The sequence below is a fragment of the Nocardia sp. JCM 34519.1 genome (genome assembly GCF_020361265.1).
In the GTDB taxonomy this organism is placed as follows: Bacteria; Actinomycetota; Actinomycetes; order Mycobacteriales; family Mycobacteriaceae; genus Nocardia; species Nocardia arthritidis_A.
The window spans coordinates 46,570-65,630 of sequence record NZ_JAIRBR010000003.1; the positions used below are offsets into that span (position 1 = coordinate 46,570).

The window sequence follows — 19,061 nt, forward strand, 5'->3', positions numbered from 1 at the left end:
CGAGCACGGAGGAGACTCCATGACCACTTCGTTGACGCCGCAAACCACCGACTGGCTGACCGGTTCGGTCGCCTGGTTCGACGCGCAGAAGGGGTTCGGATTCATCGCGCCGGACGGTGTCCGGCAGGCCCCGGTCTTCGTGGAATTCGACCACATCGACCTCCCCGGCTATCGCACGCTGACCGAGGGACAGCAGGTGCTGTTCCGCCGCGAGTTCGGCCCGCACGGCCGGGCCGCGGCCGTCGTGCGCCCGGTGGACGCGCCGCAGTGGCCGGAGCCGCTGTGACGGCGCGGGGCGAACAACCGGATCAGGAACTCTGGTCCGACGAAACCATCTCGGCCACAGAGCAATTGGACGAGGACGAACTCGGCGTCGACCCGCTGGAGGCGGGTATGGACCCGCCGGACGAATGGTCCGGCGCCGACCGCTACGCCGTGCCGCCCGCCGACCAGCGGGCCGGGCCGAGCCTCGGCGACCGGTTGGCCGAGGAGGAACCCGATATCGAACCAGGGCAACCGGACTGACCGTCCGGGTTTGCCGGATTCGCGACGCAACCGCAGCAACCGCGACGCCGACTCGTGACGGCGATTGAACCGTAAACACTCAGTGGGGGTATACGATTCACCCACGGTGGTGCCCGGTCAAGAAAGCGGCTGGCTGCTGCCGACAACGCCGCGTCCCGGCGTACCGGAAGGTCATCGCCTTGTCGCTCGTCAGCGAGCCCTTCGAGATCGAGTCGGACCGCCTCAGCAAGGATTTGCTGTCCCAGCTCGTCCGGCACCTGCGGCAGAACCGTACCGTGTTGCGGGAGGAGTGGGCGCGCCGGATCACCGCCGCCCAATTGCTCACCGCGATGACTCCGGAGCAGATGTTCTCCGAGGTCACCCGCGTCTACGACAACTACGTCGCGGTGCTGGAGACCGGTTCGGTCGAGGCGCTGCAGGATTACGCCCGCGACCTATCCGAACGCATCGTCCCGCGCGGGGTGCAGACCGAGGAGGTGCTCGGCATCGTCCTGCTGCTGCGCGATGTGCTGGCCCGCTCGCTGTTCGAGAAGTACCAGCTCGATCTCGGCCTGCTGTACCGGATCCTGGACGCGTACGAGCCTGCCGCCAACCGGATCGCGAATACGGTCGGCGTCTCGTTCGTCGAGGAGCGCGAGCGCATCATCCGCCAGCAGCAGGAGGCGATCCGCGAGCTGTCCACCCCGGTGTTGCAGGTGCGCGAGCAACTGCTGATCCTGCCGATGATCGGCGTACTGGACAGTCAACGCGCCAAACAGCTCACCGAACAGCTGCTGCGGGCCATCCGGCTCAACCGGGCGAAGGTCGTCGTGATCGACATCACGGGTGTGCCGACGATCGATACGACGGTGGCGAACCACCTGGTGCAGACCGTCGACGCCTGTGGGCTGATGGGCGCGAGCGTGATCATCACCGGCCTGTCGTCGGAGATTCCGTTGACGCTGGTCACGCTCGGGTTGGATCTGTCGAAGATGGATGCCGTCGGCGATCTGCAGGGTGGGATCGAACAGGCCGAGCGGCTGCTCGGCTACGCGGTGCGCCGCGCGGGCGAACGGAGCCCCGGTCGGGCGTGAAAACGTTTTCCTGCCCGCCGGCGGGGTAAGCGCTTCGCGAGAGCGAGGTGTGGAAATGGCATACGACAGTGAGGCTTTGATGGCGGCCCTTTCCCGGTTCGCCCGGCTGCTGCCGACCTCCTACGAAGTAAGTACCGCGCTGGACGAACTGGTCGGCAGCGTGACCTCGGTGCTCGGCTTGATCGGCGCGGGTGTCACGCTCGAATCCGATGGAAAACTGCGGTTCGTGACGGCGGCCAGCGAGGCCGTCGCCGAATTGGAGCGCTGTCAGGAGCTCGCGCAGGAGGGCCCGTGCGTCGAAGCGCACGACTCGGGGCAGGTGGTCGCGGTACCGGACCTGGAGACCGAGCTCGCACGGTGGCCGCAGTACACCGCCATCGCGCTCCAGCACGGGATCTTCGCGGTGGCCGGAATCCCAATGCAGCTGGGCGGCAACAAGATCGGCGCGGTGAACCTGTATCAGAACGAGCCGAGAGGCTGGCCGGAAGGCGATCTGGAGGCCGCCAAACTGCTCGCGGATATGGCCACCGGATATGTCGTCAACGCGAACCTGCGCAACCAGCAACAGCAGCTCACCGAACAACTGCGGCACGCGCTGGATTCGCGGATCATCATCGAACAGGCGAAAGGTATCATCGCCAACCGGCACGGCGTCGGCCTCGACGAGGCCTTCGCCCTGATTCGCAAATACGCACGCGCACAGCAGACTTCGCTACATGCGGTAACATTTGCCATCGTCGAGGTCGGGCTGCGGATCTGAGTGTGCCGCGTGGATCCGGTGCGGCTGGGCATCTTCATGGCCGATGGCTGCCGCATCGCCTATCGTCGGTATGCTCTAGGCAGGTCGGGCATGTGTCGCGGTAGCGGCGCTGATTCGGCCGCCCCGTCCGCCCCAGACCCCGGTGGATCCTCTAAATCCATTTCCGAGAAGGCAGGGGAGTGGCGGCAGTGGTGACGATTCCACCTGAGCGCACACGGCACGACGTTGGCTGCGTACCCGATGACGCGGTCCCGCCGCAGACCATCGGCACGTTCAGTTTCCGGTTCGCGGATCAGCGGTGGGAGTGGTCCGACGAGGTCGCACGGATGCACGGCTACGAGCCGGGGAGCGTGACAACGACGACGGAACTCGTACTCTCGCACAAACATCCGGAGGATCGTGCGGCGGTGGCCGAGGTGTTGGATCTGGCCCTGCGCACGGGCGCGCCCTTCTCCAGCCGGCACCGCATCATCGATACCGCGGGCAATGTGCACCACGTTCTGGTGGTCGCGGACCGCATGTTCGACGACTCGGGCGCACTGATCGGTACGCACGGATACTACGTGGATCTGACCGGCACACTCGCCGATGCCAAGAACGAGATGCTGCAACAGACGCTGCCGGAACTGGTGGCGGCGCGTGCGGTGATCGAACAGGCCAAGGGCGTGCTGATGCGGATCTACCGGATCAATGCCGAACAGGCCTTCCGGGTGCTGTCCTGGCGATCCCAGGAGACCAACACCAAGTTGCGGGTGCTCGCCGCGCAGATCATGGACGAACTCGACACGATCGATCCGGTGCCGCCCGATATCCAGAGCCAGTTCGACCATCTGCTGCTGACCGCGCACGAAAGGGTGCCGGGCAGCACGGCAGATGGTCGAGACGGGCGGAATTAGCGGTCTACCACCGGTACCAGCGGCCGCCGCCGCCGTTCGCACCCGCGCTGCGGAAGACGAAGCCGAGCGCCCAGATCACCAGGACGGCGATGGCGACCCACCACAGTGCCTTGAGTGCGAAGCCCGCACCGAAGAGGATCAGCGCGAGCAGTAGAACAAGTAGCAGTGCAATCATTGTGTTGTACCTCCTGCCTGGCGCTTACCCCGTCTCGGCGCGGCTACGCACGTAACGGGCGCAGGCGCGCCGCCCCGGATTTGAACAGTGGCTGTTTCGAGACCGGATCCCAGTCGGTGCGGGTCAATTCGTTTGCTGCCCTTGTGGGTTCGGTATCCGGTGCGTCCCAGTAGCCGTAGTGGAAGGGGACGAACACGACACCGGGCCGGATGCCGGTGACGCGCGCGACGGCCCTGATGCCGCCGCGCGGCGTGGTCAGTTCGACCGGGCCGCCGTCGGTCAGCCCGTATGCGTCGGCATCGGCCGCGGAGACCTCCACCCAGATGTCGGGTGCGGCGAATCGCAGTTCGGGTGTCCGCCCGGTCTTGGTGTGGGTGTGGAAGTGGTAGATGGTGCGGCCGGTGATCAGCGCCAGCGGGTAGTCGGCGCTCGGCGGCTCCGGCGGCGGAATGTACGGCGCCGGTTTGAGCATCGCACGGCCCTCCGGATTCATCGCGCGATATCGCGCTGCGCCCGTTGGTTTTCCGGTGACCAGATCCTTGCCGTAGGTCTCGCAGGTGTCGGGGTGGGCGAAGAAGAGACCATCCGAGTACAGCCGCGCGTCGCCGCCGGGATGCGCTGCGGTGCACGGCCATTGGATGCCGCCCCGGCGCAGCCTGGCGTAATCGATTCCGGTGTAGTCGCACGGCCGTCCGGCGCTGCACCGCTGCCACGCCGCGTACGCTTCGCGCTCATCGTCCCAGGGCGGCAATGCCTTTCCGGATCGGTCGCGCAGATCGAGCCGCCGGGCGAAATCGACGAAGATGGTCAGATCGGATCTGGCCTGTCCGGGCGGCTCGACCGCTCGCTCCGACAGGTGCACGGTGCGGTCGGCGTTGGTGAAGGTGCCGGTCTTCTCGCCCCAGGCGGCGGCTGGAAGCACCACATCCGCCAATTCCGTTGTCTCGGTGGGGAATATGTCCTGGACGACGAGGAACAGGCTGTCCTGCGCGAGGATTCGGCGAATGCGCGCCAATTCCGGCAGCGACACCGCCGGATTGGTGGCCGACACCCACAGCATGCCGAGCTCACCGGATTCGGCCATGGCCAGCATCTTCATCGCATCGGTCGGCGGGCTGCCGTGTTCGAGCTTGTCGTGCTCGACATTCCACAGCCGCGCCAGCTCGTCCACGTGGGAGCTGTTGGCCCAGTTGCGGAATCCGGGCAGATCGCCGTCGGCACCGCACTCCCTGGTGTTCTGCGCGGTGGGCTGGCCGTTCATCTGCAGTACGCCGCAGCCGGGCCTGCCGAGCATGCCGCGCACCAGGTGGACGTTGTTGACCTGCACCGCCGCGGCCGTCGCCTGATTGGCCTGATAAAAGCCCTGCAGCACGGTCGATACCAGATGTGTTGCGGTGCCGAGCAATTCGGCCGCGCGCCGGAAGTCGTCGAGGGCGAGCCCGCAGGTCCCGGCGGTCCGCTGCGGCGTCCATTCGGCGACCGCACCGGCGAGTTCGTCGAAGCCGACGGTATGCGCCGCGATATACCGCCGATCGATGCGGCCACGGAAGATCAGCTCGCGCAGCAGACCGTTCAGCAGTGCCACATTCGTGCCGGGCAGCGGCGCCAGATGAACGGTCGCGTGCCGGGCGACCGGCGTCGGGCGCGGGTCGACGCAGAGCAGCGCGGGCGGCTGCGGACCGGCGAGCCGGTCCAGTATTCGCGACCAGAGCACACTCTGCGTTTCGGCGACATTGTGCCCGTACAGCGCGATGACGTCGGCGTGATCGATATCGGCGTACGAACCCGGCTGGCCATCGCAGCCGAAGGACTGCTTCAGGCTCTCGGCCGCGGTGGCGGTGCACAGCCGGGTATTGCCGTCGAGGTGGTTGGTGCCGATGCCGGCGCGTGCGACGACGGTCAGCGTGTAGTACTCCTCGAGGAACAGTTGACCGCTGGTGTAGAAGCCGATCGCGCCCGGACCGCGCGTGCTGAGCAGGTCCCTGGTGCGTGCCACGATCCGGTCCATCGCGGTATCCCAGTCGGACGGCACGAGCCGCCCATCCACCCTGATCAGCGGCGTGGTCAACCGATCGGACGCGGCAGTGGCCTGCCAGCCGAACAGATCCTTCGGATCGAGTCTGCCGCGGTTGACCCGATCCGTGGCGCGACCGCGCACCCCGACGATCCGGCCGTCGCGCACCGCGATGTCGAAGGCGTCGCCGTTGGAGTGCAGTACCGAGGCCGACGGCACCCACCGGTCCACGTCATCCGGTGAAATACCTTGTGCGAGTTGGATATCGACTCGCTGCGGCCAGATGTCGCCGGGGCCGTACGGGGTGCGCGCGCCCCACGGGTCCCGGATCCGGTCGGGTGCGTGCGGCCCGGTCATGGGATCACGACCCCGATACCTGCTGGCTGACCGTGCTCGGACTCTCGTAGGTGCGATCCGGGATGCCGTGCAGGAAGTCGATGATCTCCCGCTGCGCCCCGTTCTTCTCGGCCGCCTTGACCAGGCCGTCGCGGTCGCACGGATAGTCGACGCCGTGCAGCGATTTCTGCAATTCGATCGGATTGACCTTGCTCATCGTGCCTCCTCGGATCGGGTGTTTCCGCACCGCAGTACCGCCCAGGCGCGGTGGTAAACCCCGACTCGTCCGGCGTGCCGAGGATTAGCCGGGCGATTCCGAGTTATTCCGGAGGCGTGCGCCTCATCCGACCACCCACCGTTTACCGTCCGCAGGCCGATACCTGGTTGCTCGCCGCTGCGATGTGCGGCGCCGCGCTGCCACCGGGCGGCAGCGTGCTCGACATCTGTACCGGCAGTGGCGTTTTGGCCATCCACGCGGCACGGCTCGGCGCCGGGTCGGTCACCGCCGTCGATCTCTCGCGCGCGGCCATCGCCGCGACCCGACTCAACGGCAGGCTGCACGGCGTGCGCCTAGAGCTACTGCGCGGCGATTTCGCAGAGGCGGTGGCGGGACGGCGCTTCGACGTGGTGGTCGCCAACCCGCCCTATGTGCCGTCGGCCGCCGAACCGCCCGCGCTCGGCCGCGCCGTCGCCTGGGACGCGGGCTCCGACGGTCGGGCGGTGCTCGACCGGCTGTGTCTGAAACTGCCGACCATGCTCGCCGCGGACGGGATCGCGCTGCTGGTGCAGTCGGCGCTGTGCGACTGCGACCGCACCATCGCGCTGCTGCGGGCCGGTGGGTTGAAGACCGCCGTGGTGGCCCGCCGGACGGTTCCGTTCGGTCCGGTGCTGCGCGGGCGCGCCGATTGGCTGGAGGCGACGGGCCGTATCGCGCCGGGACAGCGGACCGAGGAGTTGGTGGTGGTGCGGGCCGATCGAATCACTCGCCAGCGCGGGTGATTCGGTTGTCGCGTCGGCGATCGTGATGCGGCGCGGCCTGTTACGAGTCGCTTCTGCGGCGCTTGCGATGACTGGTATCGCACAGCGGGTAGTTCCGCGAGCGCTTGCACAGACAGATCGCGACCATGAAGCGATCGGAGCAGATCGTTTTGCCGTCCGGCAGCACCAGTTCCACCGGACCCTGGATCAGCGCGGGGCCGTCGGGGGTGAACAGCACTCGCCTGCGGTCCCGGTCGGGCGCGGTCATACCGCACCCCGCACCGGTTCGTGCAGCGAGCTGCGGCCCGCCCGCCAACTGTCTAGCACCCGGTCGGCGAAGCGGTCTTCCAGCAGGTTGGTCGCCTGCATCCCGAATACCAGATCGGTGATCGAATCCGGTTGTTGGGCAATCAAATTGCCGATCACCTCATGACGCATCACCTGTTCGTGCACGGCGTCGGCCGTCACATGCTCCAGATAGAACCGCAGACATGCCGGATCCGGATGGAGCCGCTCCAGCGCCGCGACCATGCGCCGCGCACCGGGCGGTGAGGTGATCTCCACCGTGGCGAAATGCCCGATCAGCGCGCCGCGCAGGCCGCGATGCAGACCGAACAGCGACATCATGTTCACCACCGCGAGCATCGGCGCCGGTACGGTATCGAGGTAGTGCAGGTAGCCGTCGTGTAATCCGGCGCCCGCCAACAGATCCGCGAACAGTCTGGCGTGCACCCGGTCGCCCCGCCCGCCGCCGAATTCGTCGAATTCGACCGCGACCAGCGCGGCCTTCGGCTGACCGGTCAGCCGGGGCACCACCCAGATATACGGATCGGCCTCCTTGTGGTGGTAGATGGACCGATGCACGAAATACTCGCGCAATTGCCACAATTCGCCTTCCGCGCGCAGATATTCGCTTAGGCCGCCCGGTTCCGCCGGTTCGGTGAGCATTCGGTCCAGCTCGGTCGCGAGATCGTCGCCGCCCGCGACGTCGGCGCGCAGCGCGGCACCGAATCGGGTCTCCAGCGCGGCGCGGAATCGCAGCAGCTCCGGATCCCATTCCCAATCCGGATCCACCGTCGAGAAGCCGTGATAGTGCAGTTCGTAGCAGGTGTGCAGGGCGGAGTGCAGGTCTTCGCCGTACGGGTCGGTATCGCCGACCCGGCACAGCGGGCGGCCCGGGCTGTCCCGCAGGCGCTCGATCAGCGCCGCCGACAGTTCGCCGCGCGGTGCGGGCAGCGCGGGGGCCGTCATATCCGTGGAGATCGTCATATTCCCCGGCTACCCCGAAGGAACGGGAGTAAAGATCGGTTTCGCGACGGCCGGCGCGGGTTATCCGGACCGTACCCAGACGCCGGAGGTGAACTGTGAAAGCACCGGGTGCCGCCGAATTCGTGCCCGCGGACGCCGATCTGCCGCAGCTGCGCGCGGCGGCCGCCGGATGCCATGGTTGTGCGCTGTATATCGGCGCCTCCCAGACCGTGTTCGGCGCGGGGCCGCCCGATGCGACGCTCGTCATGGTCGGCGAGCAGCCGGGCGACCAGGAGGACCGGCAGGGGCGGCCGTTCGTCGGCCCGGCGGGGCGACTGCTCGATCGCGCACTCGCCGAGGCCGAAATCGACAGGGACACCGTCTATTTGACGAACGCGGTCAAACATTTCAAATTCGTCGAACGAGGTAAGCGGCGGATCCACAAGCAACCGGGCCGCACCGAGATCTACGCGTGCTCACCGTGGCTCACCGCCGAATTGCGGCTGGTGACACCGAAACTCGTCGTCTGCCTGGGCGCGATCGCCGCGAAAGCGTTGCTGGGCCCCGATTTCAAGGTCAGCGAGCGGCGCGGCGAAGTGGTGACGCTCGCCGAATACCGGGTGCTGGCGACGGTGCACCCGTCCGCGGTGCTGCGCGCACCCGACTACGAGCAGGCGTACGCCGCCTTCGTCGCCGATCTGCGCAGGGTGTGCGCCGAACTCTGAGCTCAGGTCGCGGCCACCACGCGCAGGGTCTTCAGCTCCGGATCGGCGGGATCCGGCACGTTCATCCCGGCGGCCACCCCCGATCGCAGATATTCGACCACCGCGATATCGATCAGCTCGCCGGGGACGATCACCGGGATACCCGGCGGATACGGCGTGACCTGTTCGGCCGCGATGCGGCCCGGGGCGCGCTCGATCGGCACGGTTTCGCACGGGCCGAAGAAGGCGTCCCTGGGCAGCAGCACCGATTCCAATTGCAGGTCGCGCGGCGAGGGCAATCGGATCTCGGGCGCGCCGGATTCCCGCCACTGCACCCGCCACGCGGTGAGCGCATCGGACAGCGCGTCGATCGTGGTGTCGTCGTCGGCGACGGACAGGGTGGCCAGGATGCGGCGGTGATCGCTGTGCCCCAGATCGATGCGGCGGTTCGCGCGCAGCCAGTCGGCGATCTGGTATCCCGTTGCGCCGGTGGCCGATACATCCATCAATACCTGCATCGGGTCCAGATCGTGCGAGGCCTCGACGCCGAGCAATTCGTCCCGCATCACCTCGATGCCGGGGACCTTGGCCAATTGCGTGCGCGCGCGTTCGGCGACTTCCAATGCGGCACAAAGCATTCCGCGCCCATACTGGACCATCTGCCGCCGCCAGCCGTCCATCGCGGTGTAGAGCAGCACATTCGGGCTGGTGGTCATCAGCAGATCGGCGCACAGCCGCAGGCGTTCGCGGTCCACCAGATCCCCCTGCACGTGGAAGACCGAGCCCTGTTCGAAGCCGGCGCCCATCTTGTGCACACTCACCACGCAGATATCGGCGCCCGCGCACATCGCCCAGGTCGGCAGCCGCGGGTGGAACGGCAGGTGGGCGCCCCACGCCTCGTCGACGATCAGTGGTTTGCCGTGCCGGTGACAGATTTCGGCGATTCCGGCCAGATCGGCGCACGTACCGTACGGGCTCGGGCTGACGATCAGCACGCCGGAGGCGTCCGGATGGTCGGTCAGCGCCGCGCCGACCTGCTCCGGTGACGGCGGATGCGAAAAATGCCGGGCCGCATCCCATCTCGGCGCGATCCAGTACGGCTGCAGACCGGAGAACACCAGACCGGCCACGATGGATTTATGGCTGTCGCGGCCCAGGATCAGGCCGCCGCCCCCGCCCGCCACCGCGAGCATCGCCGCCTTCACCGAGAGTGAACTGCCGCAGGTGGAGAAGAACGCCATCTCCGCGCCTACCGCGTCGGCCATCAATTCCTCAGCGGCGGTGAGTAATCCATCGCGGGAGAGCCGATCGTCGAGGCCGGGCGTCGCCAGCACGTCGGCGCGCAGCGCGTCCCCGAGTACCTCGCGTACTCGCGGGTCGGCGCCGCGGCCCTGCCGGTGTCCCGGCGGGGTGAATCCGTAGCGACCCGAACGGTGGTATTCGGCCAGTGCGTCGAGCATCGGTGCGGACGAATGATCCATCGGCCCTTCCTATCTCGGTCAGTGCGCCGACGATGCCAGCTCGCCGACGGTCAGTGGCGCCGCACGGCGGTAGGCGCCGAGGGTTTCGCCCGCGATGCGCGGCCAGCAGTAGCGGGTGCGCGCCCGCGCGTGACCCGCGGCGCCCCAGACCTCGCGCAGCGTGGCATCCTCCAGCAGCGGCCGCACCGCTCTGGCCAGGGCGTACGGATCGAGCGCCGGGATGAGGCGGCCGGTGACGCCGTCGACGACGGTATCGGCCATTCCGCCGACCGCGGTCGCCACCACGGGGCGGCGACAGGCCATCGCCTCCAGCGGTGCCATGCCGAAGGTTTCGTATCTCGGAGTGCACACCACGACGTCGGCCGAGCGCAGCAGTTCGGCGATCCGCGGCCGCGACAACCGGTCGACAATCCGAACCCGTTCCGCGACACCGGTTTCGGTGGCCAACCGATACAGCCTTCGCTCCTCCTCGGGTTCGGGCGCCGCGGCGGACGCGATCAGCAGCTCGGTGACCGGAAGGTGCGCGAGCGCCTCGATGGCGGTATCGAATCCTTTGTGCCGCACCAGATCACCTACGGAAACCAGCCGGTGCAGCGCATCGGTGCGATCGGCGGCGCGGCCGTACGGGGTGAAGACATTCAAATCGACCCCGCACGGCACCACTGATATCCGATTGCGCGGCATGCCCATTCGGGTCAGCTCGAGCAGCTCGTCACCGCTGCCCGCGAGCACGCGCGAGGCGCGCAGCGCGATCAACCGCTCGAACCGGATGCGCGGACGCGGTGTCGGCTCGGCGATCCGGTGCCGTTGCCGCACACTGCCCAAGGTGTGAAAGGTCTGCACCACAGGCACTTTCAGGTCGCGGGCGGCCAGCTCGGTCACCAGCCCGGACAACCAGAAGTGGGCATGCGCCACATCCGGCGGCCGGTGCGACCAGTGCCGCCGGAGATGGGAGCCGAATTCGCCGAGGAACGGCAGCCGCTTGTCCTCCGGCAGGTGTCGCGGCGGCCCGGCGGGCACGTGCACCACCCGGTAGCCGTCGGCGGAATCCACCTCATCGGGTACGCGCGGATCCTCGCGTCGGGTAAATACCGTCACCTCGTGCCCGCGCCCGGCCAGCGCACCGGACAGCGCCGCGACGTGCCGATGCTGCCCGCTCGACGCGGTGAGCGGGCTGGCCTGTTCGGACACCATCGCGACCCTCATGGGCTCGGCATGCCCGGGTTATCTCGATCGAAACCCGATGGTCAGCGAAACCCCCGGCGATGATTGTGCACCGCAGGGGGTTTCGATTGATAGATCACTCGGGGCGGATCAGCTCGGCGCGGTTCTGGCCTGCGGAGCCGGTCCGGCCTGCCGCAGGTTGGTCGCGGCGGACACCAGTAGGCCGGTGGCCGCCAGGCCGAGGACGCCGATCACGATGCCCATAACGACATTCGTCCAGATGATGGCGTCGGGCCGCGGGCCGATCACCCACGGGGTGATCAACTCCCAGACACCGATCGGGATCAGCACCCAGCTGAGCGCGTAGCCGCGCGTGGGGAACACGGTCAGGACCAGTCCCACTGTCGCGACCGCCAGGCCCAGCACCAGATTCTGGATCGAGAGCCGTTGTTCGCCCGTGAATCTGTCGACGACCCACGGGGTTATCGCCGTGAAGAGCCCGGCGAGCAGCACCAGGCCGTCGACGGTGATGGCGGGCGGTCCACCCAGCCTGCTGCCGTCGAGCTCGCCAACCGTCGAGGTCCGCGGTGTGCCTGCCGCGGCGTGTTGCGGATAGTCGACCATGCTGTCTCCTTCCCTGCATTCTTCGGTGCCCGGCCCTGTCGGCCGAGCATTCTGCGGCTACCCGACCATCGGCGGATCAATCGAATCCGGCGGTGACGTAACCGCGGATCAGATCACGATTCGGTTATCGATCGGGGGGTATCCGCACACCGTGGCGTGACCGGGGCTGCACGCCGTGTTGTGTAGGGGCATTCCGGTCACGCCGGGAGGTGAGAAGCGAATGATCCATGCACACAAGATGTTCGGACCGCAACCGGAGATGACGGTGCCGCCCATCCCGGTGCCCGATCCGGCCCCGCCGACTCCCGAACCGCCGCATCCCGACCCGGAACCGGCGCCGCCGGACCCGGACCGGCCGCCGACTCCGCCGTTCCCACCTCATCCCGGCCCGGTACCCGACCCGCTGCCGCACCCACCCGGACCCGATCCGGTGCCGCGGTTGCCGAAACCACCGGGACCCGATCCGCGGCCGCTGCGTCCGCCGGGCCCGGATCCGGTGCCGCGTGAGCCGGGCCCGGATCCGGTGGAACCGCCGCTACCGCCGCTCGGGCCCGATCCGGTGTTGCGCTGGATGGTCGGACACCGGCGGCACCACAGCCCCGTATTCGTTCGAGTCGCGAAAGGAGTAACAGCATGCGGCATTACGAGTTGATCGGACAGGCGCGGGCCGGCTCGGCCGGGCGATTTCGGTGACGGCCGTGGATATCCGCCGGGTGGCCGAACACGAAGGACCGTTCGTCTCGGTATGTTTCGACGATTCGCACGATACCGAGGACGCGGCCCGGCAGCAGGAATTGCGCTGGCGTTCGATCCGCGACCAGCTGCTGGCCCGCGCCGCGCCCGCGCGGTCGATGCGGGCGTTGGACGAGGCGATCATCGAAGGTCCACCGGCACAGGGCCGGTCGGGCCGATTGCTGATCGCGGATCGGACCGAGCTGCTGGTGGACGAGACATTGCCGCGGCCACCCGACCGCGAGACGATTCGGGTGTCGGCGCTGCCGTACCTGCTGCCGCTGGCCGAGCGGGCCGCGCGGCGGGTGCCGCATGTGCTTGCCGTGGTGGATCGGATCGGCGCCGACCTGCACGGTGTCGATGCCGACGGCGCCGAGACGAGCTTTGCGATGCACGGCCGGGAACATCCGGTGCACCAGGTGCGCCAGGGTGGGCTCGCGCACTGGTCGATCCGGCACCGGACCGATGAAACGGTGCGGCGCAACATGATCGAGATCGCGCGCGAGGTCGCCCGGCTGGCCGATACGGTCCGGGCCGCAGTGGTGATCGTCGCGGGCGAAGTGGCGGCGCGGGCGGCGCTGCGGGCCGAATTGGCGTCGCTGGACCGGCGATTCGCCCGCGATGGCGGCATCGTGGAGATCACCTCCGGCGCCAGGGCGGCCGGTGGTGACCGGTCCGCGTTCGCCGAGCAGGTGGCGGAGGTGTTGCGCCGCACCGCGAACGAGCGCGGGCGCGCCACGCTGGAGCGGTTCGCCGTCGAGCTGGGGCACGGTATGGCCGTCGAGGGCCTGCCCGCAACGACTTTCGCACTGCGTACGGCGAATGTGCGTCGACTGCTGATCAGCGGGCCCGCGCTGGGCGACCGCATCGTCCGGGTCGGCGACGGGCCGACGCAATTGGCGGGCCCGGCCTTGCAGGCCCTGGAGGATGTCGAAAATCTCGGCGACGCATCGGATCTGCGCCGGGCCGACGAGGCGGTGCCGGTCGCCGCGCTGTCCATCGGCGCGGATATCACGCCGGTCGACGAGCAGCAGGCGCCCGCCGATGGTGTGGGGGCATTGCTGAGATATCAATAGCCCGACGAACGAGCAAGGGAGTCAAGGGATATGGAACGCGGAAACACCAAACACGGCCCGGCGCACGATGAAGAGCTCGCGCACGACCTGGAGGGCACGCTGCGCGGCAATAGATCGAGCCGGGCCGAGGAGTGGAAGGATCCCGAACCGCCCGCGGACGACGACGAATACACCGCGGACCGCGTGCGGCGACCCTGATTCAGGGGCCCGTCTGGGGTACGTCCCCAGACGGGCGCATCCGATTACTCGGTGACCAACCGGCCCATCGAATGGATTTCATCGATATCGTTGCCGGTTATGAAGGACCAGGGCGCGGTGAAGAATCCGTTGTCTCCCCAGTTGCTTCCCCAGGAATTCTCGATGGTGACGCCGTCCTCGCCGTACGCGACGATCGTCACCTCGTGTCCGCCGAGGACGCGTTCGCTCGGATCCGGGTCGTAGAAGGAGTTATTGCGGTTCAGGCTCCGGAAACTCTCCCGCACATCGAATCCGATGGGTACGGGCAGTCCGGAGGAAATCGCCTTCTTTATATTGGTGATTCGATCACCCGAGGATAGATCCTTCGCGCCGGACAACTTGTAGTTGGCGGCATTGGCCCGCTCGTTGTCATCGGGCTGGGTGGTGTAGTCGAAATCGCCCTGCCAGTAATCGGATTTCGTATCGATGCCCTGGTCGCGCTCCATCGGCAGCGCGACGCCCGCCCAGGTGCCGCGGTCGTGGCCCCTGGCGATCTGCGAGTAGATGAACATCGGCGCCATCGGCCCGCCGGAGATGCCCTGCTCGTTCATCAGGATTCCGTAGCCGGTATAGCCGGTCGCCCAGGTGACGCACGAACCGACGCGGCCCTGGTTCCCGGCCGGATTCGCGTACTGCTTCAGCGAATACGTCGCGGGCGGCGCGCCGAGATCGCCGACTCGGACGGGTAACGCGTCGCCGGCGCTGGTATCCCTGTCCAAATTCTGCTTGGCCGTCTGGTTGTCGAGACCGAAGACGAACTGCGAGATTTCCGGATCCGGTGCTTGCTGCGGCTGCGGATCCGCGGTCGCGAACCCGGCCGAAACAATCGCGACACCGCACGCGAATGCCATCGCGGCGGGCAAGGCTGTATAACGCATCATTGCTCCTAGCCATTTATTGAATCGAATGGGGCGTGGCCCCGGTGCGCGGGAGCGGCCCGGAGATATCGAATGAATTCGAAGAGGCCGGACGGGCCACTCGATCGCGACGTGGCAAATATCTCATTCCGGACCTCGTACGGCAATGACTCCGGATGGCGATCGCAATATCGAGAATGAGCGGTTGGCGTCGGGCGAGGTTTTGCATCGCGGGCGATGTATCGAAATGCGCTGTGCTGCAACAACTTCACGTAATACGCTGGCGCAGCTAATAATTCGTAGTTCCAGCAAATCTGGTGACGAGGGTTCCACCTTGCAACCTATTGTGCTGAAACATCTCTCGTTGATAGGACGGTGGGGTTCCGATAACTCGACCAGGGGGACTTCCGCCGCGCCATGAACACTGCGGGCTATGCCACACTGAACGTCGACAGATTCGGCACCAGCACCCGGCCGCCGATGTCACCACGACCGGTGCGGCGGCGGCATTGCACGAGATCGTCGGTGCGCTGCGCGCATCCATCACCGCGCCGGTGTTCGTCGTCGACGGCAGCCTGGACCGGCTGTGCCTGGTCTGCGCGACCACCGAAACCCTGTACGCGGCGGAGGCGCCCTACTTCGTGCCCGCTGGCCCGGCTGCGCACATTCGTGCTGCCCGGTTCGGGCCACGCGCTCTACGTCGTCCCGAACACCGTCGACTATCAGCACGCCGTGCGCGACTGGATCGCCTCGGTGATCGGGTGATCCCGGCGATTCCCGGCGGCCGCATCACGATGCGGCGCACTATGTATCAATGGAGTTGACGGCGGCGCGCATCGAGAAGCCCGAGGACCTGAACGTCATCATCGGACAGGCCCACTTCATCAAAACGGTCGAGGATCTGCACGAGGCGCTGGCCGGGGTCAGCCCACATCTGCGCTTCGGGCTGGCGTTCTGCGAGGCGTCCGGGCCGCGGCTGGTCCGGCATTCCGGTAACGATGCCGACCTCGTCGAACTCGCCACGAAGAACGCGCTGGCCATCGGGGCCGGGCATACGTTCATCGTGTTCCTGCGCGAGGGCTATCCGGTGAATGTGCTCAATGCGATCCGCAATGTCCCCGAGGTCTGCGGAATCTTCTGCGCCACAGCGAATCCGGTCGAGGTGCTGCTCGCCGCGACCGAACAGGGCCGTGGCATCGTCGGCGTGATTGACGGATCCGGCCCGCTCGGCGTGGAAACCGCCGAAGACCAGGCGGCCCGCAAACAATTGCTGCGACAAATCGGCTACAAACTGTAGCGCTAGTTGTTGGCGACGCGCCGTAGCGGGTGCGAAAATGTAGCGGCGGATTCGCTATCGGAGTGATGTGAAACCGTTGCGGCGGATTAGCTTTGCCGTCGCCCTGCTGTCGCCAGACCTTGACGTCCGCATTGCGGATGCAATCTTGCGTTCTTGCATCTGTAAGCGCAGAATCCACCTAGCCCAGTTTTGAACAACCGATCCGATGACCGGGATAACCGAATCGAGAGCCAATCATGTTGGTACAAAGAGTGTTGGTGTCGGGTGAACTCGGGGAGTTGCGATGAGCGCGCCGACCGTGGGGATTTTGCCAACTGCGCCGCAATTGTTGTGCGCCTTCCAGGGGCGCCGTTTCCAGGACCGGGAAATGCTGCGATCCGCCCACGCCCTCGCCGAATTGCACGCGCGCCGCGCGCAGGTCCGCGACGCCGCGCTGGTCGCCGAAATAGATTGCCGGCGCGGCGAACTCGTCGACGATATCAACGATTGGATCGCGCAGGAGATCCCGCAGCATCGCAACGGCGCCTCGCTGCACACCGAAAGTCTCGGCGCCGTGGTCGACCGGATGGCGCGCAGTTGGGTCGACGCGAACAAAGCTATCGACAGTGACGGCGTCAGCAGCGACAACACCCATAAACACTGGTATCACCTGGCCGAACTCGTAGACGGGTACACTGATCTCGTAACCGATGTGGCCGGTGGCCGCCGTCGTTTGCCCGAGCAATGACTCGCTGGTATTGCCGATGGACGACGTTCCGGGCGCTGAGTCATCCGACCAGTGACTTCGCCCGAATGCATTCGTCGCCACCACAGTGACGGCGGGCGCAACGGGGCGCCCCGCCCGGCGTGCCGCGTGGTCGACTGGCGCGGCACGCCCGCCCTGAATTCCGGTGCGGGGCAAGGAACAGGCAACACCCCTATTGGCTCCTCGCGGCGGTGCCGCAAGATCAAGAATCACGAAGTGGTGTCGGCTCGGGCGGTATACGCCTGCGGCTCAACCATTTTCGATGCCCGATTTGCCGGATTCGACACCTGACTCGTCGATATCCAATTCGTGGTCCCGCAAATTCCCTCGCCCGGTCGGTTTCCGCCACACTGGCATCAAATATCAATTGCCGCACCGGCTCCCGAATATTTTTGCCGGATCGATCTCCGGCTAATTGTTTCAGCGCAACGCCGCCCGGCCTTTCAACCGGCCGAGCAGGACCAGCGCGAACAACGTCACCGACACCAGCAGCGTGGTATTGGCCGCGGCGAGGAAAACCGCGCCGCGATCGGTCTCGCCGAAAATGGTAACGGGCAGTGTGCGCCACGTCGCCGGATAAATCATGATCGTCGCGCCCAGCTCACCCATGGACAACGCGACCGACAGCCCGGCCGCCGCCCCCAGCGCGGGCAGCAGCAGCGGCAGCGTCACCTGGCACAGCACCCGAATCGGCCCCGCGCCAAGCGATTCCGCGGCCTGGCGGAACGCCGGATCGAGCCGGTCCAGCGCCGCCGACACCGCGCTGAACGCATAGGCCAGCACCAGCACCGAATGTGCCAGGACGACAATCCATTTGGTGCCGCCGAGCAGCAGCGGCCGCTCATTGAACGCGATCAGCACGCCGAGGCCGATGGCCACCGAGGGCACCGCGACCGGCAGATGGAACACCGCATCGGTGACCCGTCGGCACCAGCCCGGCGCCTCCCGCGCGGCCAGCGCCGCCCACGTTCCGAGCACCAACGCGAAAGCGCCTGCCAGCAAGGCGGTTTGCAGGCTCACCGAAAGGCTCGCCGCATCCTCGCCGGACAGTGTCTGCCGAAAGTTCGCCAGCCCCAACCGCGATGGCAGCGGTCCGGTCCATCGGCCCGCGAGTCCCGCGGCGACCACGGTGGCGATCGGCGCGACGAACACGACCGTCACCACCAGACCGAATACCGTGAGCAGCACCGCCTTTCCGGTGCGCGTCCAAACCAGCACGTCAGCGTCCCTTCGCGGTGGTGAAGCGGGCGAAGACCACCCGGTAGGCGGTGTAGAGCGTGAGCGAGAGCGCCACCTGCACCGAGGCGAGCACGGCCGCACCCGGCAGGTCGAAGGTGACGATGCCGCGGGTGTAGATCAGCGCGGGCAGCGTCAGCACGCCCTTCGCACCGGTGAACAGCACGATGCCGAATTCGTTGAGCGTCAACAGCAGTACCAGACTGCCGCCCGCAGCCAGCGCGGGCCGGGCCTCCGGCAGCACCACCTGCCGCAGCACCCGCCACGGCGATGCGCCGAGACTCGCGGCCACATCGAGCTGTTCGCGCGGCAGCTGGGCGAATGCGGCCAGCAGCGGCCGGACCACGAACGGGGTGAAGAAGGTGGTCTCCGCCGCGATCACGCCCAACGGTGTTCCGAGGAAGTCGAGCACCGGCGTTGTGCGGCCGGTGATTTCGGTGATCAGCGCGTTCACCGCACCCGCCGTTCCGTACAGGAAGGTGAAGGCCAGCGTCACCAGGAACGACGGCAGCGTGAGCACGGTATCGATCAGCCTGCCGACCAGCGCCGAACCCGGAAACGGCACGAAGGCGAGCACGACGGCGAGGAAGGTGCCGAGCATCAGGCAGCCCGCGGTGGATGCGACGGCGATGGATACGGTGCGCCACAGCGCATTACGGAAGGCGGCCGAGCTCAGCGTGTCGGCCCACACTCCGGCGCCCCGCCCGCTCGGCGTGACGGTGGATTCGGCGAGCACCCTGGTAATCGGATAGACCGCGATGGCGAGCACTACGAGCAGCGGCGGCAGCGTCCACACCACTGGACGCCAATGTCGTTCCGGGGCAGGGGGAGCGGCCGGGGCCTCGGATACTTCGAGCACCGTGCTCATCGGCCCACCTCGGACCGACCGGTCGCGATGTGGCC

General features: G+C 67.3%; 24 protein-coding genes. 13 read left to right on the plus strand and 11 right to left on the minus strand.

From position 1 onward, the window contains the following. The first annotated feature begins 19 nt into the window (after positions 1-19). The 5 genes from LGY53_RS09755 to LGY53_RS09775 all read left to right on the plus strand — a co-directional run bounded on the left by LGY53_RS09755 (position 20) and on the right by LGY53_RS09775 (position 3,254). Positions 20-286 (plus strand): cold shock domain-containing protein, encoded by a 267-nt coding sequence (locus LGY53_RS09755; protein WP_167476818.1) that lies wholly within the window; start codon positions 20-22, stop codon positions 284-286. Further along, positions 283-525, plus strand: coding sequence for a hypothetical protein (locus tag LGY53_RS09760; RefSeq protein WP_225726335.1), 243 nt, complete (start codon positions 283-285; stop codon positions 523-525). Before LGY53_RS09755 ends, LGY53_RS09760 begins: the two co-directional genes overlap by 4 nt. Before the next feature lie 179 nt (positions 526-704). Further along, entirely contained in the window at positions 705-1,598 is an 894-nt protein-coding gene (locus LGY53_RS09765; protein ID WP_225726336.1) for an STAS domain-containing protein, read from the plus strand. A 55-nt stretch (positions 1,599-1,653) separates the two neighbouring features. Then, positions 1,654-2,358, plus strand: coding sequence for a GAF and ANTAR domain-containing protein (locus tag LGY53_RS09770; RefSeq protein ID WP_225726337.1), 705 nt, complete (start codon positions 1,654-1,656; stop codon positions 2,356-2,358). Positions 2,359-2,555: 197 nt separating this feature from the next. Then, complete coding sequence (locus LGY53_RS09775) at positions 2,556-3,254, plus strand: PAS and ANTAR domain-containing protein (protein ID WP_225726769.1); 699 nt, start codon at positions 2,556-2,558, stop codon at positions 3,252-3,254. A gap of 4 nt (positions 3,255-3,258) precedes the next feature. On the opposite strand, the gene LGY53_RS09780 is transcribed toward LGY53_RS09775, so the two are convergent. Genes LGY53_RS09780 through LGY53_RS09790 form a run of 3 tightly spaced genes read right to left on the minus strand, consistent with a single transcriptional unit; the run spans position 3,259 to position 5,996 of the window. Continuing rightward, positions 3,259-3,429 carry a hydrophobic protein gene (locus LGY53_RS09780; protein WP_167476815.1) on the minus strand — a complete coding sequence of 57 codons (171 nt, stop codon included), beginning with the start codon at positions 3,427-3,429 and terminating at the stop codon, positions 3,259-3,261. Between the two features lie 43 nt (positions 3,430-3,472). After that, positions 3,473-5,800, minus strand: coding sequence for a molybdopterin oxidoreductase family protein (locus tag LGY53_RS09785; RefSeq protein WP_225726338.1), 2,328 nt, complete (start codon positions 5,798-5,800; stop codon positions 3,473-3,475). A 4-nt stretch (positions 5,801-5,804) separates the two neighbouring features. Next, a complete protein-coding gene (locus tag LGY53_RS09790) occupies positions 5,805-5,996 on the minus strand; it encodes a DUF2795 domain-containing protein (protein ID WP_225726339.1) in 192 nt (63 codons plus the stop codon). A gap of 116 nt (positions 5,997-6,112) precedes the next feature. Here LGY53_RS09790 and LGY53_RS09795 point away from each other — a divergent pair, with 116 nt between their 5' ends. After that, complete coding sequence (locus LGY53_RS09795) at positions 6,113-6,778, plus strand: HemK2/MTQ2 family protein methyltransferase (RefSeq protein ID WP_225726340.1); 666 nt, start codon at positions 6,113-6,115, stop codon at positions 6,776-6,778. 40 nt (positions 6,779-6,818) lie between these two features. Here the strand turns inward: LGY53_RS09795 and LGY53_RS09800 are convergent, their stop codons facing one another. Then, on the minus strand, positions 6,819-7,025 hold the full coding sequence (locus LGY53_RS09800; protein ID WP_225726341.1) for a CDGSH iron-sulfur domain-containing protein: 207 nt from the start codon (positions 7,023-7,025) through the stop codon (positions 6,819-6,821). Further along, entirely contained in the window at positions 7,022-8,026 is a 1,005-nt protein-coding gene (locus LGY53_RS09805; RefSeq protein WP_225726342.1) for an iron-containing redox enzyme family protein, read from the minus strand. Before LGY53_RS09805 ends, LGY53_RS09800 begins: the two co-directional genes overlap by 4 nt. A 95-nt stretch (positions 8,027-8,121) precedes the next feature. Between LGY53_RS09805 and LGY53_RS09810 the strand changes: the two genes are divergently transcribed. After that, on the plus strand, positions 8,122-8,730 hold the full coding sequence (locus LGY53_RS09810) for a UdgX family uracil-DNA binding protein (protein WP_225726343.1): 609 nt from the start codon (positions 8,122-8,124) through the stop codon (positions 8,728-8,730). Between the two features lie 2 nt (positions 8,731-8,732). Here LGY53_RS09810 and LGY53_RS09815 read toward each other — a convergent pair whose 3' ends face one another. From LGY53_RS09815 to LGY53_RS09825, 3 genes are all read right to left on the minus strand, one after another. After that, a complete protein-coding gene (locus LGY53_RS09815) occupies positions 8,733-10,190 on the minus strand; it encodes an aminotransferase class I/II-fold pyridoxal phosphate-dependent enzyme (protein ID WP_225726344.1) in 1,458 nt (485 codons plus the stop codon). A gap of 18 nt (positions 10,191-10,208) precedes the next feature. Then, entirely contained in the window at positions 10,209-11,396 is a 1,188-nt protein-coding gene (locus LGY53_RS09820; RefSeq protein ID WP_225726345.1) for a glycosyltransferase, read from the minus strand. 108 nt (positions 11,397-11,504) lie between these two features. Further along, complete coding sequence (locus tag LGY53_RS09825) at positions 11,505-11,978, minus strand: SPW repeat protein (RefSeq protein WP_225726346.1); 474 nt, start codon at positions 11,976-11,978, stop codon at positions 11,505-11,507. 220 nt (positions 11,979-12,198) lie between these two features. On the opposite strand from LGY53_RS09825, the gene LGY53_RS09830 reads away from it, so the two are divergent. Genes LGY53_RS09830 through LGY53_RS09840 form a run of 3 tightly spaced genes read left to right on the plus strand, consistent with a single transcriptional unit; the run spans position 12,199 to position 13,984 of the window. Beyond that, the gene (locus LGY53_RS09830) at positions 12,199-12,630 is read left to right on the plus strand and encodes a hypothetical protein (RefSeq protein ID WP_225726347.1); all 432 of its coding nucleotides are present in this window, start codon (positions 12,199-12,201) and stop codon (positions 12,628-12,630) included. Positions 12,631-12,667: 37 nt separating this feature from the next. Then, entirely contained in the window at positions 12,668-13,786 is a 1,119-nt protein-coding gene (locus LGY53_RS09835) for a hypothetical protein (protein WP_225726348.1), read from the plus strand. Positions 13,787-13,816: 30 nt separating this feature from the next. Further along, positions 13,817-13,984, plus strand: coding sequence for a hypothetical protein (locus LGY53_RS09840; protein WP_225726349.1), 168 nt, complete (start codon positions 13,817-13,819; stop codon positions 13,982-13,984). 44 nt (positions 13,985-14,028) lie between these two features. Here LGY53_RS09840 and LGY53_RS09845 read toward each other — a convergent pair whose 3' ends face one another. After that, positions 14,029-14,901 carry a C1 family peptidase gene (locus LGY53_RS09845; protein ID WP_225726350.1) on the minus strand — a complete coding sequence of 291 codons (873 nt, stop codon included), beginning with the start codon at positions 14,899-14,901 and terminating at the stop codon, positions 14,029-14,031. A 488-nt stretch (positions 14,902-15,389) separates the two neighbouring features. Between LGY53_RS09845 and LGY53_RS09850 the strand changes: the two genes are divergently transcribed. The 3 genes from LGY53_RS09850 to LGY53_RS09860 all read left to right on the plus strand — a co-directional run bounded on the left by LGY53_RS09850 (position 15,390) and on the right by LGY53_RS09860 (position 16,904). After that, the gene (locus LGY53_RS09850) at positions 15,390-15,704 is read left to right on the plus strand and encodes a hypothetical protein (protein WP_225726351.1); all 315 of its coding nucleotides are present in this window, start codon (positions 15,390-15,392) and stop codon (positions 15,702-15,704) included. Then, positions 15,695-16,177: an adenosine-specific kinase gene (locus tag LGY53_RS09855; RefSeq protein WP_225726352.1), complete on the plus strand. Its 483-nt coding sequence runs from the start codon at positions 15,695-15,697 to the stop codon at positions 16,175-16,177. Before LGY53_RS09850 ends, LGY53_RS09855 begins: the two co-directional genes overlap by 10 nt. A 367-nt stretch (positions 16,178-16,544) precedes the next feature. Beyond that, positions 16,545-16,904 (plus strand): DUF4254 domain-containing protein, encoded by a 360-nt coding sequence (locus tag LGY53_RS09860; protein ID WP_167479636.1) that lies wholly within the window; start codon positions 16,545-16,547, stop codon positions 16,902-16,904. 438 nt (positions 16,905-17,342) lie between these two features. On the opposite strand, the gene LGY53_RS09865 is transcribed toward LGY53_RS09860, so the two are convergent. After that, a complete protein-coding gene (locus LGY53_RS09865; RefSeq protein WP_225726353.1) occupies positions 17,343-18,140 on the minus strand; it encodes an ABC transporter permease in 798 nt (265 codons plus the stop codon). Between the two features lies 1 nt (position 18,141). Next, complete coding sequence (locus LGY53_RS09870) at positions 18,142-19,026, minus strand: 2-aminoethylphosphonate ABC transporter permease subunit (RefSeq protein WP_225726354.1); 885 nt, start codon at positions 19,024-19,026, stop codon at positions 18,142-18,144. Positions 19,027-19,061: the final 35 nt, after the last annotated feature.